The 14,221-nt window shown below is 62.8% G+C and carries 18 protein-coding genes; 10 read left to right on the top strand and 8 right to left on the bottom strand.

What is annotated here, in order from left to right:
* Nucleotides 1-212 precede the first annotated feature (212 nt).
* Entirely contained in the window at nucleotides 213-782 is a 570-nt protein-coding gene (locus tag SAZ10_RS22165) for a GNAT family N-acetyltransferase (protein ID WP_412535276.1), read from the top strand.
* Nucleotides 783-1,023: 241 nt separating this feature from the next.
* Here SAZ10_RS22165 and SAZ10_RS22160 read toward each other — a convergent pair whose 3' ends face one another.
* Nucleotides 1,024-1,704 (bottom strand): D-lyxose/D-mannose family sugar isomerase, encoded by a 681-nt coding sequence (locus tag SAZ10_RS22160; protein ID WP_318611536.1) that lies wholly within the window; start codon nucleotides 1,702-1,704, stop codon nucleotides 1,024-1,026.
* Between the two features lie 418 nt (nucleotides 1,705-2,122).
* Between SAZ10_RS22160 and SAZ10_RS22155 the strand changes: the two genes are divergently transcribed.
* Both SAZ10_RS22155 and SAZ10_RS22150 read left to right on the top strand, forming a co-directional pair.
* A complete protein-coding gene (locus SAZ10_RS22155; RefSeq protein WP_318611535.1) occupies nucleotides 2,123-2,833 on the top strand; it encodes a helix-turn-helix transcriptional regulator in 711 nt (236 codons plus the stop codon).
* Nucleotides 2,830-3,600 carry a helix-turn-helix transcriptional regulator gene (locus SAZ10_RS22150; protein ID WP_318611534.1) on the top strand — a complete coding sequence of 257 codons (771 nt, stop codon included), beginning with the start codon at nucleotides 2,830-2,832 and terminating at the stop codon, nucleotides 3,598-3,600. Before SAZ10_RS22155 ends, SAZ10_RS22150 begins: the two co-directional genes overlap by 4 nt.
* A gap of 34 nt (nucleotides 3,601-3,634) precedes the next feature.
* Here the strand turns inward: SAZ10_RS22150 and SAZ10_RS22145 are convergent, their stop codons facing one another.
* From SAZ10_RS22145 to motA, 7 genes are read right to left on the bottom strand one after another with little or no spacing between them, the layout of a single operon-like run.
* Nucleotides 3,635-4,003, bottom strand: a complete 369-nt coding sequence (locus SAZ10_RS22145; RefSeq protein ID WP_318611533.1) for a four helix bundle protein — start codon at nucleotides 4,001-4,003, stop codon at nucleotides 3,635-3,637.
* A 23-nt stretch (nucleotides 4,004-4,026) separates the two neighbouring features.
* Nucleotides 4,027-4,464, bottom strand: coding sequence for a hypothetical protein (locus SAZ10_RS22140; RefSeq protein ID WP_318611532.1), 438 nt, complete (start codon nucleotides 4,462-4,464; stop codon nucleotides 4,027-4,029).
* A complete protein-coding gene (gene flhB / locus SAZ10_RS22135) occupies nucleotides 4,461-5,552 on the bottom strand; it encodes a flagellar biosynthesis protein FlhB (RefSeq protein WP_318611531.1) in 1,092 nt (363 codons plus the stop codon). Before flhB ends, SAZ10_RS22140 begins: the two co-directional genes overlap by 4 nt.
* Nucleotides 5,553-5,579: 27 nt before the next feature.
* A complete protein-coding gene (locus SAZ10_RS22130; RefSeq protein ID WP_318611530.1) occupies nucleotides 5,580-6,596 on the bottom strand; it encodes a flagellar motor switch protein FliG in 1,017 nt (338 codons plus the stop codon).
* Between the two features lie 40 nt (nucleotides 6,597-6,636).
* On the bottom strand, nucleotides 6,637-7,005 hold the full coding sequence (fliN, locus tag SAZ10_RS22125) for a flagellar motor switch protein FliN (protein WP_318611529.1): 369 nt from the start codon (nucleotides 7,003-7,005) through the stop codon (nucleotides 6,637-6,639).
* Nucleotides 7,006-7,031: 26 nt separating this feature from the next.
* On the bottom strand, nucleotides 7,032-7,955 hold the full coding sequence (locus SAZ10_RS22120) for a FliM/FliN family flagellar motor switch protein (protein WP_318611528.1): 924 nt from the start codon (nucleotides 7,953-7,955) through the stop codon (nucleotides 7,032-7,034).
* A 38-nt stretch (nucleotides 7,956-7,993) separates the two neighbouring features.
* Nucleotides 7,994-8,872 (bottom strand): flagellar motor stator protein MotA, encoded by an 879-nt coding sequence (motA, locus tag SAZ10_RS22115; protein WP_318611527.1) that lies wholly within the window; start codon nucleotides 8,870-8,872, stop codon nucleotides 7,994-7,996.
* Between the two features lie 158 nt (nucleotides 8,873-9,030).
* Between motA and SAZ10_RS22110 the strand changes: the two genes are divergently transcribed.
* From SAZ10_RS22110 to SAZ10_RS22080, 7 genes are all read left to right on the top strand, one after another.
* Nucleotides 9,031-10,152, top strand: coding sequence for a DUF1217 domain-containing protein (locus SAZ10_RS22110; RefSeq protein ID WP_318611526.1), 1,122 nt, complete (start codon nucleotides 9,031-9,033; stop codon nucleotides 10,150-10,152).
* 7 nt (nucleotides 10,153-10,159) lie between these two features.
* Nucleotides 10,160-10,885 (top strand): flagellar basal-body rod protein FlgF, encoded by a 726-nt coding sequence (gene flgF / locus SAZ10_RS22105; protein ID WP_318611525.1) that lies wholly within the window; start codon nucleotides 10,160-10,162, stop codon nucleotides 10,883-10,885.
* A 13-nt stretch (nucleotides 10,886-10,898) separates the two neighbouring features.
* The gene (gene fliI, locus SAZ10_RS22100) at nucleotides 10,899-12,296 is read left to right on the top strand and encodes a flagellar protein export ATPase FliI (RefSeq protein ID WP_318611524.1); all 1,398 of its coding nucleotides are present in this window, start codon (nucleotides 10,899-10,901) and stop codon (nucleotides 12,294-12,296) included.
* On the top strand, nucleotides 12,277-12,891 hold the full coding sequence (locus SAZ10_RS22095) for a hypothetical protein (protein WP_318611523.1): 615 nt from the start codon (nucleotides 12,277-12,279) through the stop codon (nucleotides 12,889-12,891). Before fliI ends, SAZ10_RS22095 begins: the two co-directional genes overlap by 20 nt.
* A gap of 200 nt (nucleotides 12,892-13,091) precedes the next feature.
* On the top strand, nucleotides 13,092-13,472 hold the full coding sequence (flgB, locus tag SAZ10_RS22090; protein ID WP_318611522.1) for a flagellar basal body rod protein FlgB: 381 nt from the start codon (nucleotides 13,092-13,094) through the stop codon (nucleotides 13,470-13,472).
* A gap of 5 nt (nucleotides 13,473-13,477) precedes the next feature.
* On the top strand, nucleotides 13,478-13,897 hold the full coding sequence (gene flgC / locus SAZ10_RS22085; RefSeq protein ID WP_318611521.1) for a flagellar basal body rod protein FlgC: 420 nt from the start codon (nucleotides 13,478-13,480) through the stop codon (nucleotides 13,895-13,897).
* Entirely contained in the window at nucleotides 13,894-14,214 is a 321-nt protein-coding gene (locus SAZ10_RS22080; protein ID WP_318611520.1) for a flagellar hook-basal body complex protein FliE, read from the top strand. The genes flgC and SAZ10_RS22080 overlap by 4 nt, the downstream gene beginning before the upstream one ends.
* Nucleotides 14,215-14,221 lie beyond the last annotated feature (7 nt).

Here is a 14,221-nt window from a genome sequence, read left to right as displayed (position 1 = left end):
GGAAAACACCTCCGCCTGTGAAGGATCAACGAAATGGACAACCTGGCAACCCAGCTTGAGAACGCCGGCATTGGCGATTGGCCAATCTCCCCCCTTGTGGGGGAGATGGGCGGCAGCCCAGAGGGGGGCGCTGTCCCGCCGGCTTTTCAGGTATTCAATGCTGCAGGTCCACAAGACCAGCGCTCTACGTTGCCCCCTCTGTCCTGCCGGACATCTCCCCCACAAGGGGGGAGATCGGCGGTGGCCTGGCCTTCGTCGTCACCGCCGAAGTCGTCGGCGATGTTGCGGCCAGGGAAGCCTTGCTCGACCGCGCCATGGGCCCAGGCCGCAAGCGCAAGTCGTCGGAGAAGCTGCGCCGCTGCCGCAAGCCATCGGAGGGACTGGCTTTCGTCGCGCGGGACGTGGACGGCCGCCTGGTCGGAACCGTGCGGCTGTGGAATGTCGCGGCAGGCAGAGACGGCCGGCCGGCATTGCTGCTCGGTCCGCTTGCCGTCGATCCTGCGCTGAAAAGCGCCGGCATCGGCTCGGAGCTGATGCGGCATGCGGTCGAGGAGGCGCGCCGGCTCGGCCACTCGGCAATCCTGCTTGTCGGCGATGCGCCCTATTACGCGCGCTTCGGCTTTTCGGCCGAAAAGACCGGCCGGCTTTCGATGCCCGGTCCGTACGAGCGGCACCGCTTCCTGGCGCTGGAGCTCGAGCCCGGCGCGCTCGACGGCGCCCATGGCGTGTTGAGGGCCACCGGCCGGAAGCTCGCAGCGAAGGCGCTGTGGACTGTGGCGTAGCGGCGGAGATTGGCCGAAGCCCGTCGCAGGCAGCCCTTAGCGATCGTAAGGCGCGACGCTGACGACCCCCTCCCCCTTGTGGGGAGGGAGTCAGGGTGGGGGTGCGAGGCGCGCCAATCCAAGCCGGAGTTTCGCCGCAGCTAACCCTGCAGGGTAATCGTGAGGCACCCCCACCCTGAATCCCTCCCCACAAGGGGGAGGGGGCACCGGCGCCGCGCCAAACCCAATTTCCTGGAACCCCTTACCTCAGCCAGTGGTCGTAATCAGAGACCAGAAGGTGCAGGGGCTCTTCGTCCTCCTCGATCTCGGAGAAACGGCCGATCGGCTCGGCGAAGATGTTGTCGGTCAGGTCGTCATTGACAGTCGACACCTCGCCGATGAGCACGTCCGCGCCCTCGCCCCAGAAGGCATGCCAGACGCCGGGAAGCAGTGTGACGCTTTCGCCTGGATCGAGCTTCAGCAGGCCGCCAGCGGGCAGCTTGCGGATGACGCCATCAGTCGGCACGGTGACTTCCGCCTGGCGGTCGATGCCGCCGTCGGCCGCCGGCATGAACAGTTCGAGCACGAGTTTGCCGCCGCCGCGGTTGATGATGTCCTCGGCCTTGATGGCGTGCCGGTGCATCGGCGAGAGCTGGTCCTTCCGCGAGATCATGATCTTCTCGGCATAGAGCATGCCCTTCCCGCGGGCGAGATCTTCGGCGCGGCCGTTACGCACCGTGAAGAGGAACAATCCAAGCTCGTCGAATTTGCCCCGGCCGTAGTCGGTAATGTCCCAGCCCAGCCTTACGTCGACGATCCCAGCCGGGCGCCTTTCCCTTAGCTCCTGCGGCGACCAGTAGGCGAAGGGCGGCATGACGTAGCCGAACGAGCGGATGAAGGCGTCCGCCTCCCTGATGATTTCATTGACGCGAGACCGTTTCATGAATGAATTCCTCCGCTATCAGGCCTACCGTCTCTCCAACATTCAGGCAATTGAACCGGAATTCCAAAAGAGGCAAGTGCCGAGAAGCGATTCTCGAACAATGACTTAGCTCCAAATTTCGCCGTTGATGCCGGATTCAATGAGCGATTCCACGTATTTAGCTATTTACGGTCCGATTCGTCTGCGGTTACAGTAAGCGCGAATCAGCCGGGTCGGTCAGGCTCGACGAACCACCTAAATCCTTGTTGTTCCGGCAGCAGGTCGGACAGGGCGCGGAAGGTTTCGCGAAGGCTCGGCGGATTCAGGGATCGTTAGTACTTCGCGTCGGGGCGGCGCGTTTTCGTGAAAGTTGAAGCTTTGCTGGTTCGGGTGCTTCAGGCGCATCCGGACTGCATAGGGATTCGGGGCGATTTGGGGAATGGCCGGGCTCGCCACAAACGACCAAGCCGTGGATTTGGGGAAAGGACTGACGTCACGCGCTGATGTCACAGGCTTCTTCATGCAGCTTTGCGACGAGATCGGTGCCGGCAGCTACATGCTGGTGGCCGTCGTCAGCGGCCACGAGCGCCCGGAGCTCCGCATCATCGCCTCCAACTGGGTCTACGACGCGATCAGGCTGATCGGCCACGAGTTCATCATAAACCTCGTCGAGAGCGGGCTGACAGTCCCGCCCGGCGGTCGCGCCAGCTCCCTCGAGTGCAGCCGCTCGCCGGACATGCCGGAACTCATCAGCGGCGAGCAGGCCAGGCTCCTCGACGTACTCGGCCATGCCGAGATATTCAGCCTCAGGGTACATGTCGGGAGGCGCCGCTACTTCGTTCTGTTCTCGGCGGCCGAGGCCGACAGCATCGACGCGGAGCGCCTGCCCCGGGCTCAGATGCTCGCGACCTATGCGCTGTCGCAGGTGCCCGAGATCCTCGCCGCCGCAGCCATGCAGAACCCGCTCTCCGAGCGCGAGCGCGAATGCCTCTATTGGGTCTCCTCCGGAAAAACCACCGACGACGTGGCGATGATCCTGGGTGTGTCGTCGAACACGGTGAACAGCTACGTCACCCACGCGATCCGGAAGTTTCAGGCGAAGAACAGGGCCATGGCAATGGCCACGGCGATCAGGAGCGGTATCATATGAAAGGCCGGTCGAACCTGCGCCGGGTCGGGACGCCCAGCCAAGGGCACGCAAACCCGTTCGGCGCGACGCGACCGGCGGGGGATACGCATCACACCACAACGATGGCGGATGCGGTGCGCCGCTGCCGCTGGATCGCGATCGATATCAACGCATCCGGCTTTATGCTGCTGTTCCTCGGCCCGCCTGAGGAGAAGCGGCGGCTGATACACGGCTTCGATGCCGATTTTCCGACTCAGTCGGCTGTTTCGAGATTGGTCGCGACCTGCCTGGCAGATGATATTGCCTGCCGCATCAGCGTTTCCACCGTGCCGCTATGGTGGTCGTCAGGACCGGAAGCAGCCAGCCATGCGTCCTTTCACGCACTGGAATGGTGCGAGGGTCCTATCAGCGGCCCGCATGACATGTCGGGCATCGTCTTTCCCGTCCATGCAGATCGCGGCCAATCCGGCGTGGTGATCTTTACCGGCGACGACGTGACGATCGACAACGGCTTGCTTTTCGAGACGCATGCGCGCTGTTTCGCGCTGTTCGCCGCGGTAACGCGGCTGAGGCCGGTCGACGGCGGTAGCAGTCCGGCAATTTCCAAGCGCGAGCTCGAATGCCTGACCCTCACCGCGAACGGGTTGACCAGCGAGGAGATCGCCGCCGAGCTTGGCCTGTCGGTTCATACCGCCAACCAATACCTCACCAACACCGCTCAGAAGCTCAATGCGGTGAACCGCATGCATGCGGTCGCGAAGGCGCTGAGGCTGGGATTGATTGAGTAGGGCAGTAGGGCAGTAGGGCAGTAGGGCAGTAGGGTTACCCGCTCGAGAGCCTACGGATTAGAAGCCTGAGAAGTTTGCCGACGCTTTCGCTGTGCGTCATCAGCGGTTTGACGGTTTCCGAAGAAGCGATGCCTACACGCTGCGAAATCAGCAAATGCGTCTCGAGCTCCTTCAACGAGCCTTGCGCGATTCGAAGGAACTGCTGATACGAACCGCGATTCTCGCGGGCATAGCCTTCAGCGATGTTGACCGGAACAGAAGTCGCGGCACGACGGACTTGCGAGGTCAGTCCGTAAAGCTCGTCCTTCGGCCAGTTTCTTGTCGCCTGATAGATAGCTACAGCTAAGTCCATCGCCTGCTGCCAGACGACAAGATCTCTATACGAATCGATCTTTTCGGGCATTCTTTCCCTACTGCCCTACTGCCCTACTGCCCTACTGCCCTACTGCCCTTCCTTATCTTCGACTGCTCGATCGCCGTCGCGAGGAAAGCGGTGTTCTCAGCCGGCGTGCCAGCCGCGTTCTCGAAGGCCACGTAGTTGACATCGATCGATGCCGTCTCGGCGCTCATCGCGAGCGTGAAATAGACGGTTGCGCCACGCGGGCGGAGCTCCAGGTCGAGGACGATCTTCGGCTCGCCGCTCCAGGCAAGATGCGCCTCGCCGCCATGGCCGAGCCTGATCGTGCCCGGCATGAAGAAGCGTTCGGCGGCCGAATCCACAAGATCGGAGACATTGGCGAAATGGCCCATGCGAATGAATGCGACGTAGTCGCTGACATCGACCATGCGCAGCTCGCTCACGACCTCCTTGATCGCATTGGCGACGACGACTTCGCGATCTGCGGAAAACGCTTGCCGATTCATGTCTGTCTCTGCACCTGTCGCGGCCCGCCCTGTTTTGCGTAGACGACGCGCACCAGCTCGGCGACCGCCTGGTAGAACTGGGGCGGAATGACGCTATCAACCGAAACTTGTTTGTACATGGAGCGGGCGAGCGTCACCTCCTCGAAAACGGGTATGCCGTTCGCCTCGGCGATCTCCCTGATCTTGAGCGCAACTAGGTCCACGCCCTTGGCGAGCACGACCGGTGCATTGTCCTCTTCGCGCACATATTTCAGCGCGATCGAATAGTGCGTGGGATTGGCGATCACCAGCGTCGCCCGGGGCACCGCCGCCATCATGCGACGGCGCGCCCGATCGCGTGCGAGCGAACGCATGCGCGATTTGATGATCGGATCGCCGTCGCTCTGCTTCAGCTCGTCCTTCACTTCCTGCCGTGTCATGCGCAGGTCGCGACGCCAGGAGAAGCGCGACCAGACGATATCGGCGGCGCCGATGATGAGCATGGCGAATGTGAGCGCCAGAAGGATGTTGATGGCGATCTCGCGGATCACGAGTCCGAAGGCGACCGGCTGCGTGATCATGCCGAGCAGCAGGCGCTGCATTGCCTCGTTGACGGCGAATATCACGAAGGCGAGGGCGAATACGAGCTTGCCGAGCGATTTCAGGAATTCCACGAAGCCTTGCAGACCGAAGAGCCGCTTCCAGCCCTGGCGGATCGAGATACGCGACATTTTTGGCGTGATGCGATCGAGCACCAGGCTCGGCACGTGCTGGAGCACGGAAGCCGCAACGCCGGCGACGACCAGAAGGATGATCATCGCGGCGATGGTCTTGCCGACTTCGAGGAAGATGGTCCTCATCAGGTTGACGACATCGAGCTCCGTGTCGATCGGCCAATCCTCTGGCTTTTCGATGAAGATTGAAAGGAAGCTGCCGAGCTCGACGACGCTGTTCTTGGCGAAGAAGACGGTGAAGACGAGGATCGCCGCGAACGAGGCGAGGATCGCCGCCTCCTTCGAGTGGGGAAGCTGACCCTTCTCGATGGTATCGCGGATCTTCTTCTCGGTCGCTTCCTCGGTTTTGCTTTCCTTGTCGTCAGACTCGGCCATGCGTCACACGGTTCGCGAGGGAGATGATCAGGCGGCAGCGTCCTGCTTCTGGGTGGAAGGCAGCTCGAAGGCTCCTTCGCCCGCAAGCCTGATGGCGGCCGACGCGATCGACTTGCGCGCCCGCGAAATGTCGTCGCTGCTGATATTGCCGATGTCGGTCGCGAGCTCGGCTTCGATCATGCGGCGCGAGCGCGCGCCGATCGAGGAAAGCACGGATTCCGTCATTGCGGGCTCGGCGCCGCGCAAGGCGAGCGTGACCAATTCGGTCGAGATGCCGTCGAAAAGCGTCACGCGCGCCTTCTGCGTGAGTAGCAATATGTCCTCGAAGGCGAAGAGACGTGCCCGGATGCCGTCGAGGTCGCTTGCCCCCGAGGCTTCGAGGTCCCGCATCATCTCTTCGAGCTTGTCCTTCTCGAGCTCGTTGAGGACGTTGGCGACACGTGCCTGGCCCGCCGACATGTCCTTTACCGCATTCTCGACGAGCAGCCGTGCCCGGATCTGATCCTCGACGATCCTGACCGCGCTGTCCGGCACGTTCGCCATGGTCATCATGCGTTTGATGATTTCGCCGCGTGACGACTTCTCCAGCGTGAGCAGCACATTGGCGGCAGCCTGCGGGGCGAGCTTGGAGAGAACCACGGCGGCCGTCTGGGGATGCTCGCCGGCCAGGAATGCGCCGAGCCTGGCGGATTCGAGCTTCTCGACGTCGGGCCAGATCGGCGGAGGCGCGTCGGCTTCCTGCTCCGTCTCGACGCCCATCAGCGCGTTCATCTCTTCCGGTGAGAGCGACTCGTTGAGCATCCGCTCCATCGTGTCGGCGGAATCGAGCAGGCCCGCCCCTTCCGTAAATTCCGCCTCGAATTCGGCGACGATCCTTTCGAGCTCGCTCTGGGGAATCGTGCGCAGCATGCGCGCTGCATCCACCAGTGCGCGCAATTCTTCCTGCTTGAAGAATTTGAGAAGCCTGCTGGCGGACGGCTTGCCCATTGCGACGAGGATCGCCGCAGCCTTCTGAGGGCGCGTGAGAGCGAGAGCGGTCGTCACGGCAGGCTACCTCTTGCCAATTGCCTAAGCGCCCTCGTCATCAGACCGGCTTTGCCGTGATCACTTCGGTCAGTCGGATGCCGAAGCGCGATGGATCGTTCTCCAGCACCGTAATCTCGCCTTTGGCGATCTTGCGTCCGTTGACGACGACGTCAACAGCCTCGCCTATCCTGCGGTTGAGGGCGACCGTCGACCCTTTCTGCAGCGCCATCAGCTCCGATACCGGCATTTCGGCGCTGCCGAGCACGATCTGCACGTCGACCGGAATGTTCATGATGACGCTGGCGTTGCCCCCGCCTGCCGACATGGACGACGCGCCTTCGCTGAGCGCGCCCCGCAATTCCTCGATAGCGCGATTGAGCTGCTCCTCCTGGATGTCGTCAGTCGGGACGGGATTGCGCTCGCTCATCTTTCATCTCCATCTCGCATGCCGATTCAGGTGGGCAAGAGCCCGTCCATGAATTCCTGAGCAGCATCGTAAGCATGTCTTACTCGGACTGTGTAGTTCTGGCCCAGCTTGCCGAACTCGCACACGAACAAGGTCTGCTTGCGAGCCGAAAGCAGCGCACGCGACTGCGCAGCCGGGTCGATGGCGATCACCTGCCCAGCACGAAGAGCGGCGATCTCCCCGAGCGTCATCTTGGGTAGCGGCATGGTCGCCTCGAGCCTCACTGCCGAGCGCATCACTTCTTCACCGAGCCGCTCGCCCCAGGTGGCGCCATGCTCGTCGCTCTTGGCCTGCACCGTATCGCCGCGATGCTTCAGCAGAACGCGCTGCGGCATGACGAGGCTCAAACTACCCGAACCGCCTCCGGTGAAGATGCTGAAATCGATGCGCACTGCCGGGCCGTCGCGAATGATGTGCTTCGCCATTTCCGTGCCGGTGATTGCCGGAGGCAGCGGGAAACGGATGTTGAATGCGCGGGTGCCGGACCCGTTCACCGCCTCGGCAAGCTTATTGAAGACCAAGCCGGCGACACTCGTCTCCGTCGGTGACAGGCTTCGTTTGATCGGCGTGAAAGGGAGGTCTGGGTCTCCTCCGAACAGCGCATCGACGACGATCGCGATCGCGTCGGCGTCGATCAGCATCATCATCGCATCGGGCGAGGAGTCCGAAGGCGCGATCGTCATTGCATGATTGGTCGGACCTTGCGGGCGCGCTTTCGCCATCCGGGCGAGCTCGACCTTGCTCACGTCGATATTGACGGGAGAGGCGAGTCCGTCGTTGAGCGAGGCCAGCACCGCAGGCACCGCGCGCTCGGCCAGCGCGCGTGCGGCTTCGATGACGCGGTCGGGCTCGCCGGTTTCGCCGACGAGGCGCTCGACGATGAAGTTGCGGGATTCCGCGGGGCTGCTCATCGCTTCACGCAACCGGGCTGTTCGACTTCGGCCATAGATCAGGCAGCCTTCTTGGCGTCGCCAGCGCCTGTGTTCAGCGTGCTCTGCTCGACGGCATCGATGGTCGGACGGTCATAGGCCGAGATCGTCTTGCGCCCGAACTCGATTGCGACTTGCGGCAGCGATCCGTTCATGTAGGCGAGCAGCGTCTGCTTGACGATGATGTAGAGGCGGTTCTGCTTGTCGCGGACCATCTTTATCTTGGCCGCGATCGGGCCGACCACCGCATAGGATGTGAAAATTCCGAGGAAGGTACCGACGAGCGCCGCACCGATCAGCCCGCCGAGGATTTCGGGGGATTGGTCGAGCGCGCCCATCGCCTTGACCACGCCGAGAACAGCCGCGACGATGCCGAGCGCCGGCAGCCCATCGCCGACCTGCACCAGCGCATGGTACGACTTCAGCTTGTCGGCGCGGATGGTGTGGATTTCTTCGTCCATCAACGCCTCGATCTCGTGCGGCCTGGCGTTGCCGATGATGATGATGCGGCAATAGTCGCAGATGAAATTGGTGAGGTCGCGGTTCTTCAGGATTGTCGGGAAGGCTTGGAAGATGGCCGACTCCTCGGGATTGTCGATATGCGCCTCGACCTCGCTGCGCGACTTGGTCCTGAGCTCACGCATAAGGCTGTGCAGGACGCCGAGCGTCTCGAGATAGTCGCGCTCCTTCGGCACGGCCTGCCTGAACGCTTCCATGATACCCCTGCCGGCATCCTTGACGGTCGACATCGGATTGGCGACCAGAAAGCAGCCGAGCGCTGCGCCGCAGATGATCACGGCCTCCCATGGCTGCATCAGCACGTGCAGGTGGCCGCCCATGGCCATGAAGCCCCCAAGCACGCAGCCGAGTGTCACGACGATACCGATAAGGATTCCCACCTGCACACCTTTCGTGGATGGCCTGTCGAAATTGGTTAACGTGCGTGCCTTGTGTGAGGCTTGAATGCAGGCGCAAGACAGCCCGGTTTTCGTCCCTTCAGTTTCGCGCAAGGAATTCGGCCTATTCTCACACAGTCCGAATGGCCGGAGGATTGCGCGTGCTCGATACCTATACGAGTTATCAGCTGATCATGAGGGATCTTCCGAAAGCTCTTGGTCGCGTCGAGAAGCAGCCGGTGGTCGATCGCGAGACCGCTTATTATCTCGAGAACATCACGAAGGTGAAATCGGTCGACGATTTCGTCAACAACTACCGGCTGTTCAGCTACGCAATGAAGGCGTTCGGCCTGCAAGACATGACCTACGCCAAGGCGTTCATGGTCAAGGCGATGAAGGGGGGCGTTTCCGATCCCAACAGCTTCGCCAACAAGCTCACCGACAAGCGGTATGCGGAATTCGTCAAGACTTACAACTTCGCGGCCAATGGCGAGCAAACGACCTCCTACGTGAAAGCCCAGCAGGAGGTGACCGCAAATTACGCCACGCAGGCGACCATTGCAGGCGTCGATCCGAACTCGGAGGCGGTAAAGACCGAGACGAACTACTACCTCGCCAATATCGTCAAGGTGAAGTCGATCGATGACTTCCTGAAGAACGACAGGCTCGTGGCATATGCCTTGAAGGCGTACGGCATCAACCCCGCGAATGAGACCAAGGACCATGTCCGCCAGCTTCTCGAAGGCGGTCTGAGTGATCCGAACAGCCCCGCCAACAAATCGGGCGACGTGCGCTACAAGGCTTTCGTCTCCGCTTTCAACTTCCAGGAACTGGGTGAAAACACGACCACCTACAACCCGGTCCAAAAGGTGGCGGTCGACAAATATGTGCGCCAGACGCTGGAGGAGAATGCCGGCCAGCAGAACCAGGGCGTCCAGCTCGCCCTCTACTTCGAGCGCAACGCGCCGGGGATCAAATCATTCTACAGCATGCTGAGCGACAAGGCGTTGAGGCAGGTCCTCTATACGGCGCTCGGGGTGCCCGACTCCTTTGCCACAGCCGACATCGACCACCAGGTCGCCTATTTCAAGAAGAAGCTCGACATCGCGGATCTCCAGGATCCCGAGAAGCTCGGCAAGTTCCTCACGCGCTTCACGGCGCTTTGGGAAATCAAGAATCCGAGCACGCCGACCCAGGCTTCGGCCAGCGTGCTGTTCGCTCGGCCGACGGAAGCCGGTATCTCGACCAATCTCCTGCTCACCCTGCAGAACATGAAGCGCTGAACCCCGCATGCAAGACGGTCTCTACGTTGCCCTTTCCGCGCAGGTCGCCCTCGACAAGCGCCTCACGACCATCGCCGACAACGTCGCCAATATGTCGACGGTGGGCTTCCGAGCTACGGAGGTGAAGTTCAAGGATATCGTTTCGGGGGCCGGCCCCAACTCGGTATCGTTCGCTTCTCCCGGCGATACCTATCTCTCCCCGAAGGCCGGAGGATTGCGCGAGACGCAAAACCCGTTCGACTTCGCGATACAGGGCGATGCCTGGTTCGGAATCGAAACGCCGGCCGGCACGGTGATGACGCGCGACGGCCGCTTCACCCTGACGGATGCCGGACAGCTGGTCACCCATGAAGGCTATCCGGTGCTCGATGCCGGCGGCGCGCCGATCCAGCTCGACCCGCTGAACGGCCCGCCGGAAGCCAGCCGCGACGGCACTATCCGCCAGAACGGACGGCTCGTCGGCGCGATCGGGCTCTTCGCCTACAATCCTGGGCCGAACTTCAACCGCTTCGGCAATTCGGGCGTGATTCCGGCAGGCGAGCCGGATCCGATCGTGGACCGTGTCGATGTCGGCGTGGCGCAAGGCTTCGTCGAGGAATCCAACGTCAATCCGGTGCTCGAAATGACGAGGCTGATCATGGTGCAGCGCTCGTTCGAGAACGCGATGGCGATGACGCGCGACACCGAAACGACCTTCGACGACGCCGTCAAAACACTTGGCAGCAATCAGTAGTCCGGGCTCTTAGATGACGACGCAATCGCCTGTACCGGTGAGGCAGACGGCGCCTGCCGGACAAGGCGAAGCGCTTCTGGCGCTCGAGCGTATATGGCAGGCATTCTCCGACGGTCGCACGCTGGTCCGCGCGGGCGGCAGGATCACCGAAATTTCCGCGACGCATTACCGGGTGCGCGGCCTGTCGCAAAGCGCGCGGCTCGGCGATGTCGTCGAGCACAGATCGCAGGGCGGTTCACGCGCCGGCGAGATCGTTCAGATAAGCGCGGACCTCGTCCTTGTGGCGCCGTTCGAGCATAGTGCTGACGCCGGGGTCGGCGATCCCGTCTTCAACCGCGGCCCCTTCAGCGTCGCGCCGGACGTCTCGTGGCGTGGTCGCGTCCTCAACGCGCTGGGACGGCCGATCGATTCCGGTCCCACCCTTATGCGCGGCGAGAGCCTGCCTGCCGGAACGCCTGCAGCGCTAAACCGCGAGCGGGTCGGCATGGCGCTGAAGACCGGGGTGCGTGTCATCGACATATTCACGCCCCTCTGCTTCGGCCAGCGTATCGGCGTCTTCGCGGGTTCGGGCGTCGGCAAATCGACGCTGCTTGCCATGCTTGCTTCGGCCGACGCCTTCGACACGGTCGTCGTTGCGCTCGTCGGCGAGCGCGGCCGCGAAGTCCGCGAATTCCTCGAAGATACGATCGGACACAAGAACATGGCGAAGACCGTCGCGGTCGTGGCGACCAGCGACGAAAGCGCGATGATGCGAAAGCATGCCCCGGGCACAGCGATGCGCATCGCCGAGCACTTTCGCGACCGCGGTGACCGTGTGCTCCTGGTCCTCGATTCCATCACGCGCTTCGCGCATGCCCTACGGGAAGTCGCGACGGGGTCGGGTGAGCATCCCGTCGCGCGCGGCTACCCGGCCTCGGTCTTCACGGATCTCCCGAAACTCCTGGAGCGCGCCGGCCCCGGCGCGATCGGCACGGGATCCATCACCGCCGTCATCTCCGTGCTTGTCGACGGCGACGACCACAACGACCCGGTTGCCGATTCGGTGCGCGGCATTCTCGACGGTCACGTCGTGCTCGACCGCTCCATCGCGGAGCAGGGGCGCTACCCGCCGGTCAATCCGCTGTCTTCGATCTCACGCCTGGCGCCCAAGGCCTGGAGCGACGACGAGCGGGTTCTCGTAACGCGCCTGCGCGCCATGATCGCCCGCTTCGAGGACACGCGTGACATTCGCCTGCTCGGCGCCTACCAGCCGGGCGTCGACCCCGAGCTCGATATGGCCGTGCGCCAGGTGCCCCTGATCTATGAAGCGCTCAGCCAATCGCCGAGGGATGGCGCGTCTCGTGACGCGTTCGGCGATCTTGCACGACACCTGAAGAACAAGGAGCGACCGAATGCCGTTGTTCAGGCGTAAGCGCGAGATAGAGGACAAGCCTCGGCGTCCCGGCGGTCTCCCTGCCGCGCCGCAGAAGCTTCGCTTTCGCTTCCGTTCCGCCAAGCCGAAAGGCTCGTCGCAGGCAGAGCGGTCGAGCGACATGACGATAGCGGCACTCGGGGTTGCGCTCGGCCTGATCTGCGCGCTTTTCCCCTGGTACATCTTCCTCAACCAGGACAAGTTCGGTTTCCCCGCGGTGAAGCTCGAAGGTCGCGCGCCGCCGGTCGCCGAGCCCATCGGATCGCAAGCGATGCGCATGGGCATGCCCATCGGTATCGGAAAGCTACCGCTCATACAGCTCGACCCTCTCGCGACGGGCACGGCATTGCGCAAGAAGGGCGGCGACGACGCTGCTCCCGGGCTGGACGAGCAGCCGTTCCCCACGGACGCCCAGCAGTTCAGGCTGGTGCATGTCGCCAATGGCCGCGCCATGATCGGAGACGATGCCGGCTTGTGGGTCGTCCAGCCAGGCTCGCTCCTGCCGGATTCGAGCCGCGTCTCCAGCATAGAGGAGCGCGGCGGCAAATGGGTGCTCGTGACGTCGAACGACCGCGTCATTGAGATGACGCCGTAGGAGAGGGTGCAAGGCCTTTTTCCGGCAAAGCAGCGCCCTGCAGACCCCTCAACCGTCTCGGCGCTAAAGCGCCGAGACGGTTGAGGGGTACGTGACGTGCGCGACGTTGGCGAAGAAGGGCAGGGCCGCTTCACCCTCGCGCAAGGCCCGCGCAAGACTGACTTAATACTCTATTAACGTCCGTCCTCGGGGAAGCGCAGATGCAAGTGAATCTGTTCGATCTGGCCACTAAGCAGGCGCAGTGGCTGTCGGTCCGTCAGTCGGCGATCGCCGGCAATATCGCCAACGTCAATACGCCCGGCTATCACGCACTCGAAGTGGAGCCGTTCGCGAAGGTGCTCGACGGCAATCGCGTCGCCATGCAGGCGACTCAGCCGAATCATCTCGTCGGCGGTGCCGGGGCAGAGGCCGTCGCCGTCCGGTCACGCGAGGAGCAGGGCGCCGCCGTGCTCCCTTCGGGCAACAGCGTCGTGCTCGAGAATGAGCTCATCGATGCCGGCGATGTTCGCCGCTCGTTCGAGCTCAACACAGCGATCGTCAAGGTGTTCAACCGCATGACGATGCTGGCGTCGAAGGGTTAACCCGCATGGATCCGCTCTCCACCGCACTGAAGGTCGCCGCTACAGGGCTCACCGCCCAGTCGGAGCGGCTGCGCATCGTTTCGGAAAACCTCGCCAACGCGCAATCGACCGGCCAGACGCCGGGCAGCGATCCCTATCGCCGCAAGACCATCAGCTTTGCCGCCCAGCTCGATCGCCCGAGCGGCACCTCCTTCGTCGAAGTGGCCGCAATCGGCCACGACCGGTCCGACTTTCCGATCGAATATCAACCCGGCAATGAAGCTGCGAATGATGCCGGCTACGTCAAGATGCCGAACGTGAACGTGCTGATCGAGATGGCCGATATGCGTGAGGCCAACCGCTCTTATGAAGCCGATCTGCAGGTGATCAAGCAGGCTCGCGAACTGATCAGCATGACCATCGATCTCCTCAGGAGCCAGCAATGATCCCCTTGGTCGCACCCCTCGGCACAAAGCTCATCGAAGGAATAGGCGAGGGCACAGCCACGTTTCTGGGCAACACCGCGCAGCCTTCCGGGGGCATCGCCGCCTCATTTTCAAGCATGATCGGGAATGCCGCGACACGCGTGGTCAGCAACCTGGAACAGGCCGAGCAGGTCTCCGCCAAGGCGCTGCAAGGCCAAGGCGATACGCGCAGCGTCGTCGATGCGGTCATGACGGCCGAGCAGTCGCTGCAGGCGGCCGTCGCGATCCGCGACAAGATCGTCACTGCCTATCTCGAAATCAGCCGCATGGCGATCTGAGGAGACC

It is taken from the genome of Mesorhizobium sp. BAC0120 (genome assembly GCF_033542235.1).
GTDB lineage: Bacteria > Pseudomonadota > Alphaproteobacteria > Rhizobiales > Rhizobiaceae > JAWRCU01.
This window is presented reverse-complemented; position numbering and strand designations above follow the sequence as displayed.

Coding starts and splice junctions, on each gene's coding strand:
- flhB (WP_318611531.1), bottom strand. CDS start 5,552: ATGGCCGAGTCTGACGACAAGGAAAGCAAAACCGAGGAAGCGACCGAG.
- fliI (WP_318611524.1), top strand. CDS start 10,899: ATGACGACGCAATCGCCTGTACCGGTGAGGCAGACGGCGCCTGCCGGA.
- flgC (WP_318611521.1), top strand. CDS start 13,478: ATGGATCCGCTCTCCACCGCACTGAAGGTCGCCGCTACAGGGCTCACC.
- SAZ10_RS22140 (WP_318611532.1), bottom strand. CDS start 4,464: ATGAATCGGCAAGCGTTTTCCGCAGATCGCGAAGTCGTCGTCGCCAAT.
- flgB (WP_318611522.1), top strand. CDS start 13,092: ATGCAAGTGAATCTGTTCGATCTGGCCACTAAGCAGGCGCAGTGGCTG.
- SAZ10_RS22160 (WP_318611536.1), bottom strand. CDS start 1,704: ATGAAACGGTCTCGCGTCAATGAAATCATCAGGGAGGCGGACGCCTTC.
- fliN (WP_318611529.1), bottom strand. CDS start 7,005: ATGAGCGAGCGCAATCCCGTCCCGACTGACGACATCCAGGAGGAGCAG.
- SAZ10_RS22145 (WP_318611533.1), bottom strand. CDS start 4,003: ATGCCCGAAAAGATCGATTCGTATAGAGATCTTGTCGTCTGGCAGCAG.
- SAZ10_RS22080 (WP_318611520.1), top strand. CDS start 13,894: ATGATCCCCTTGGTCGCACCCCTCGGCACAAAGCTCATCGAAGGAATA.
- flgF (WP_318611525.1), top strand. CDS start 10,160: ATGCAAGACGGTCTCTACGTTGCCCTTTCCGCGCAGGTCGCCCTCGAC.
- SAZ10_RS22150 (WP_318611534.1), top strand. CDS start 2,830: ATGAAAGGCCGGTCGAACCTGCGCCGGGTCGGGACGCCCAGCCAAGGG.
- SAZ10_RS22120 (WP_318611528.1), bottom strand. CDS start 7,955: ATGAGCAGCCCCGCGGAATCCCGCAACTTCATCGTCGAGCGCCTCGTC.
- SAZ10_RS22155 (WP_318611535.1), top strand. CDS start 2,123: ATGGCCGGGCTCGCCACAAACGACCAAGCCGTGGATTTGGGGAAAGGA.
- SAZ10_RS22095 (WP_318611523.1), top strand. CDS start 12,277: ATGCCGTTGTTCAGGCGTAAGCGCGAGATAGAGGACAAGCCTCGGCGT.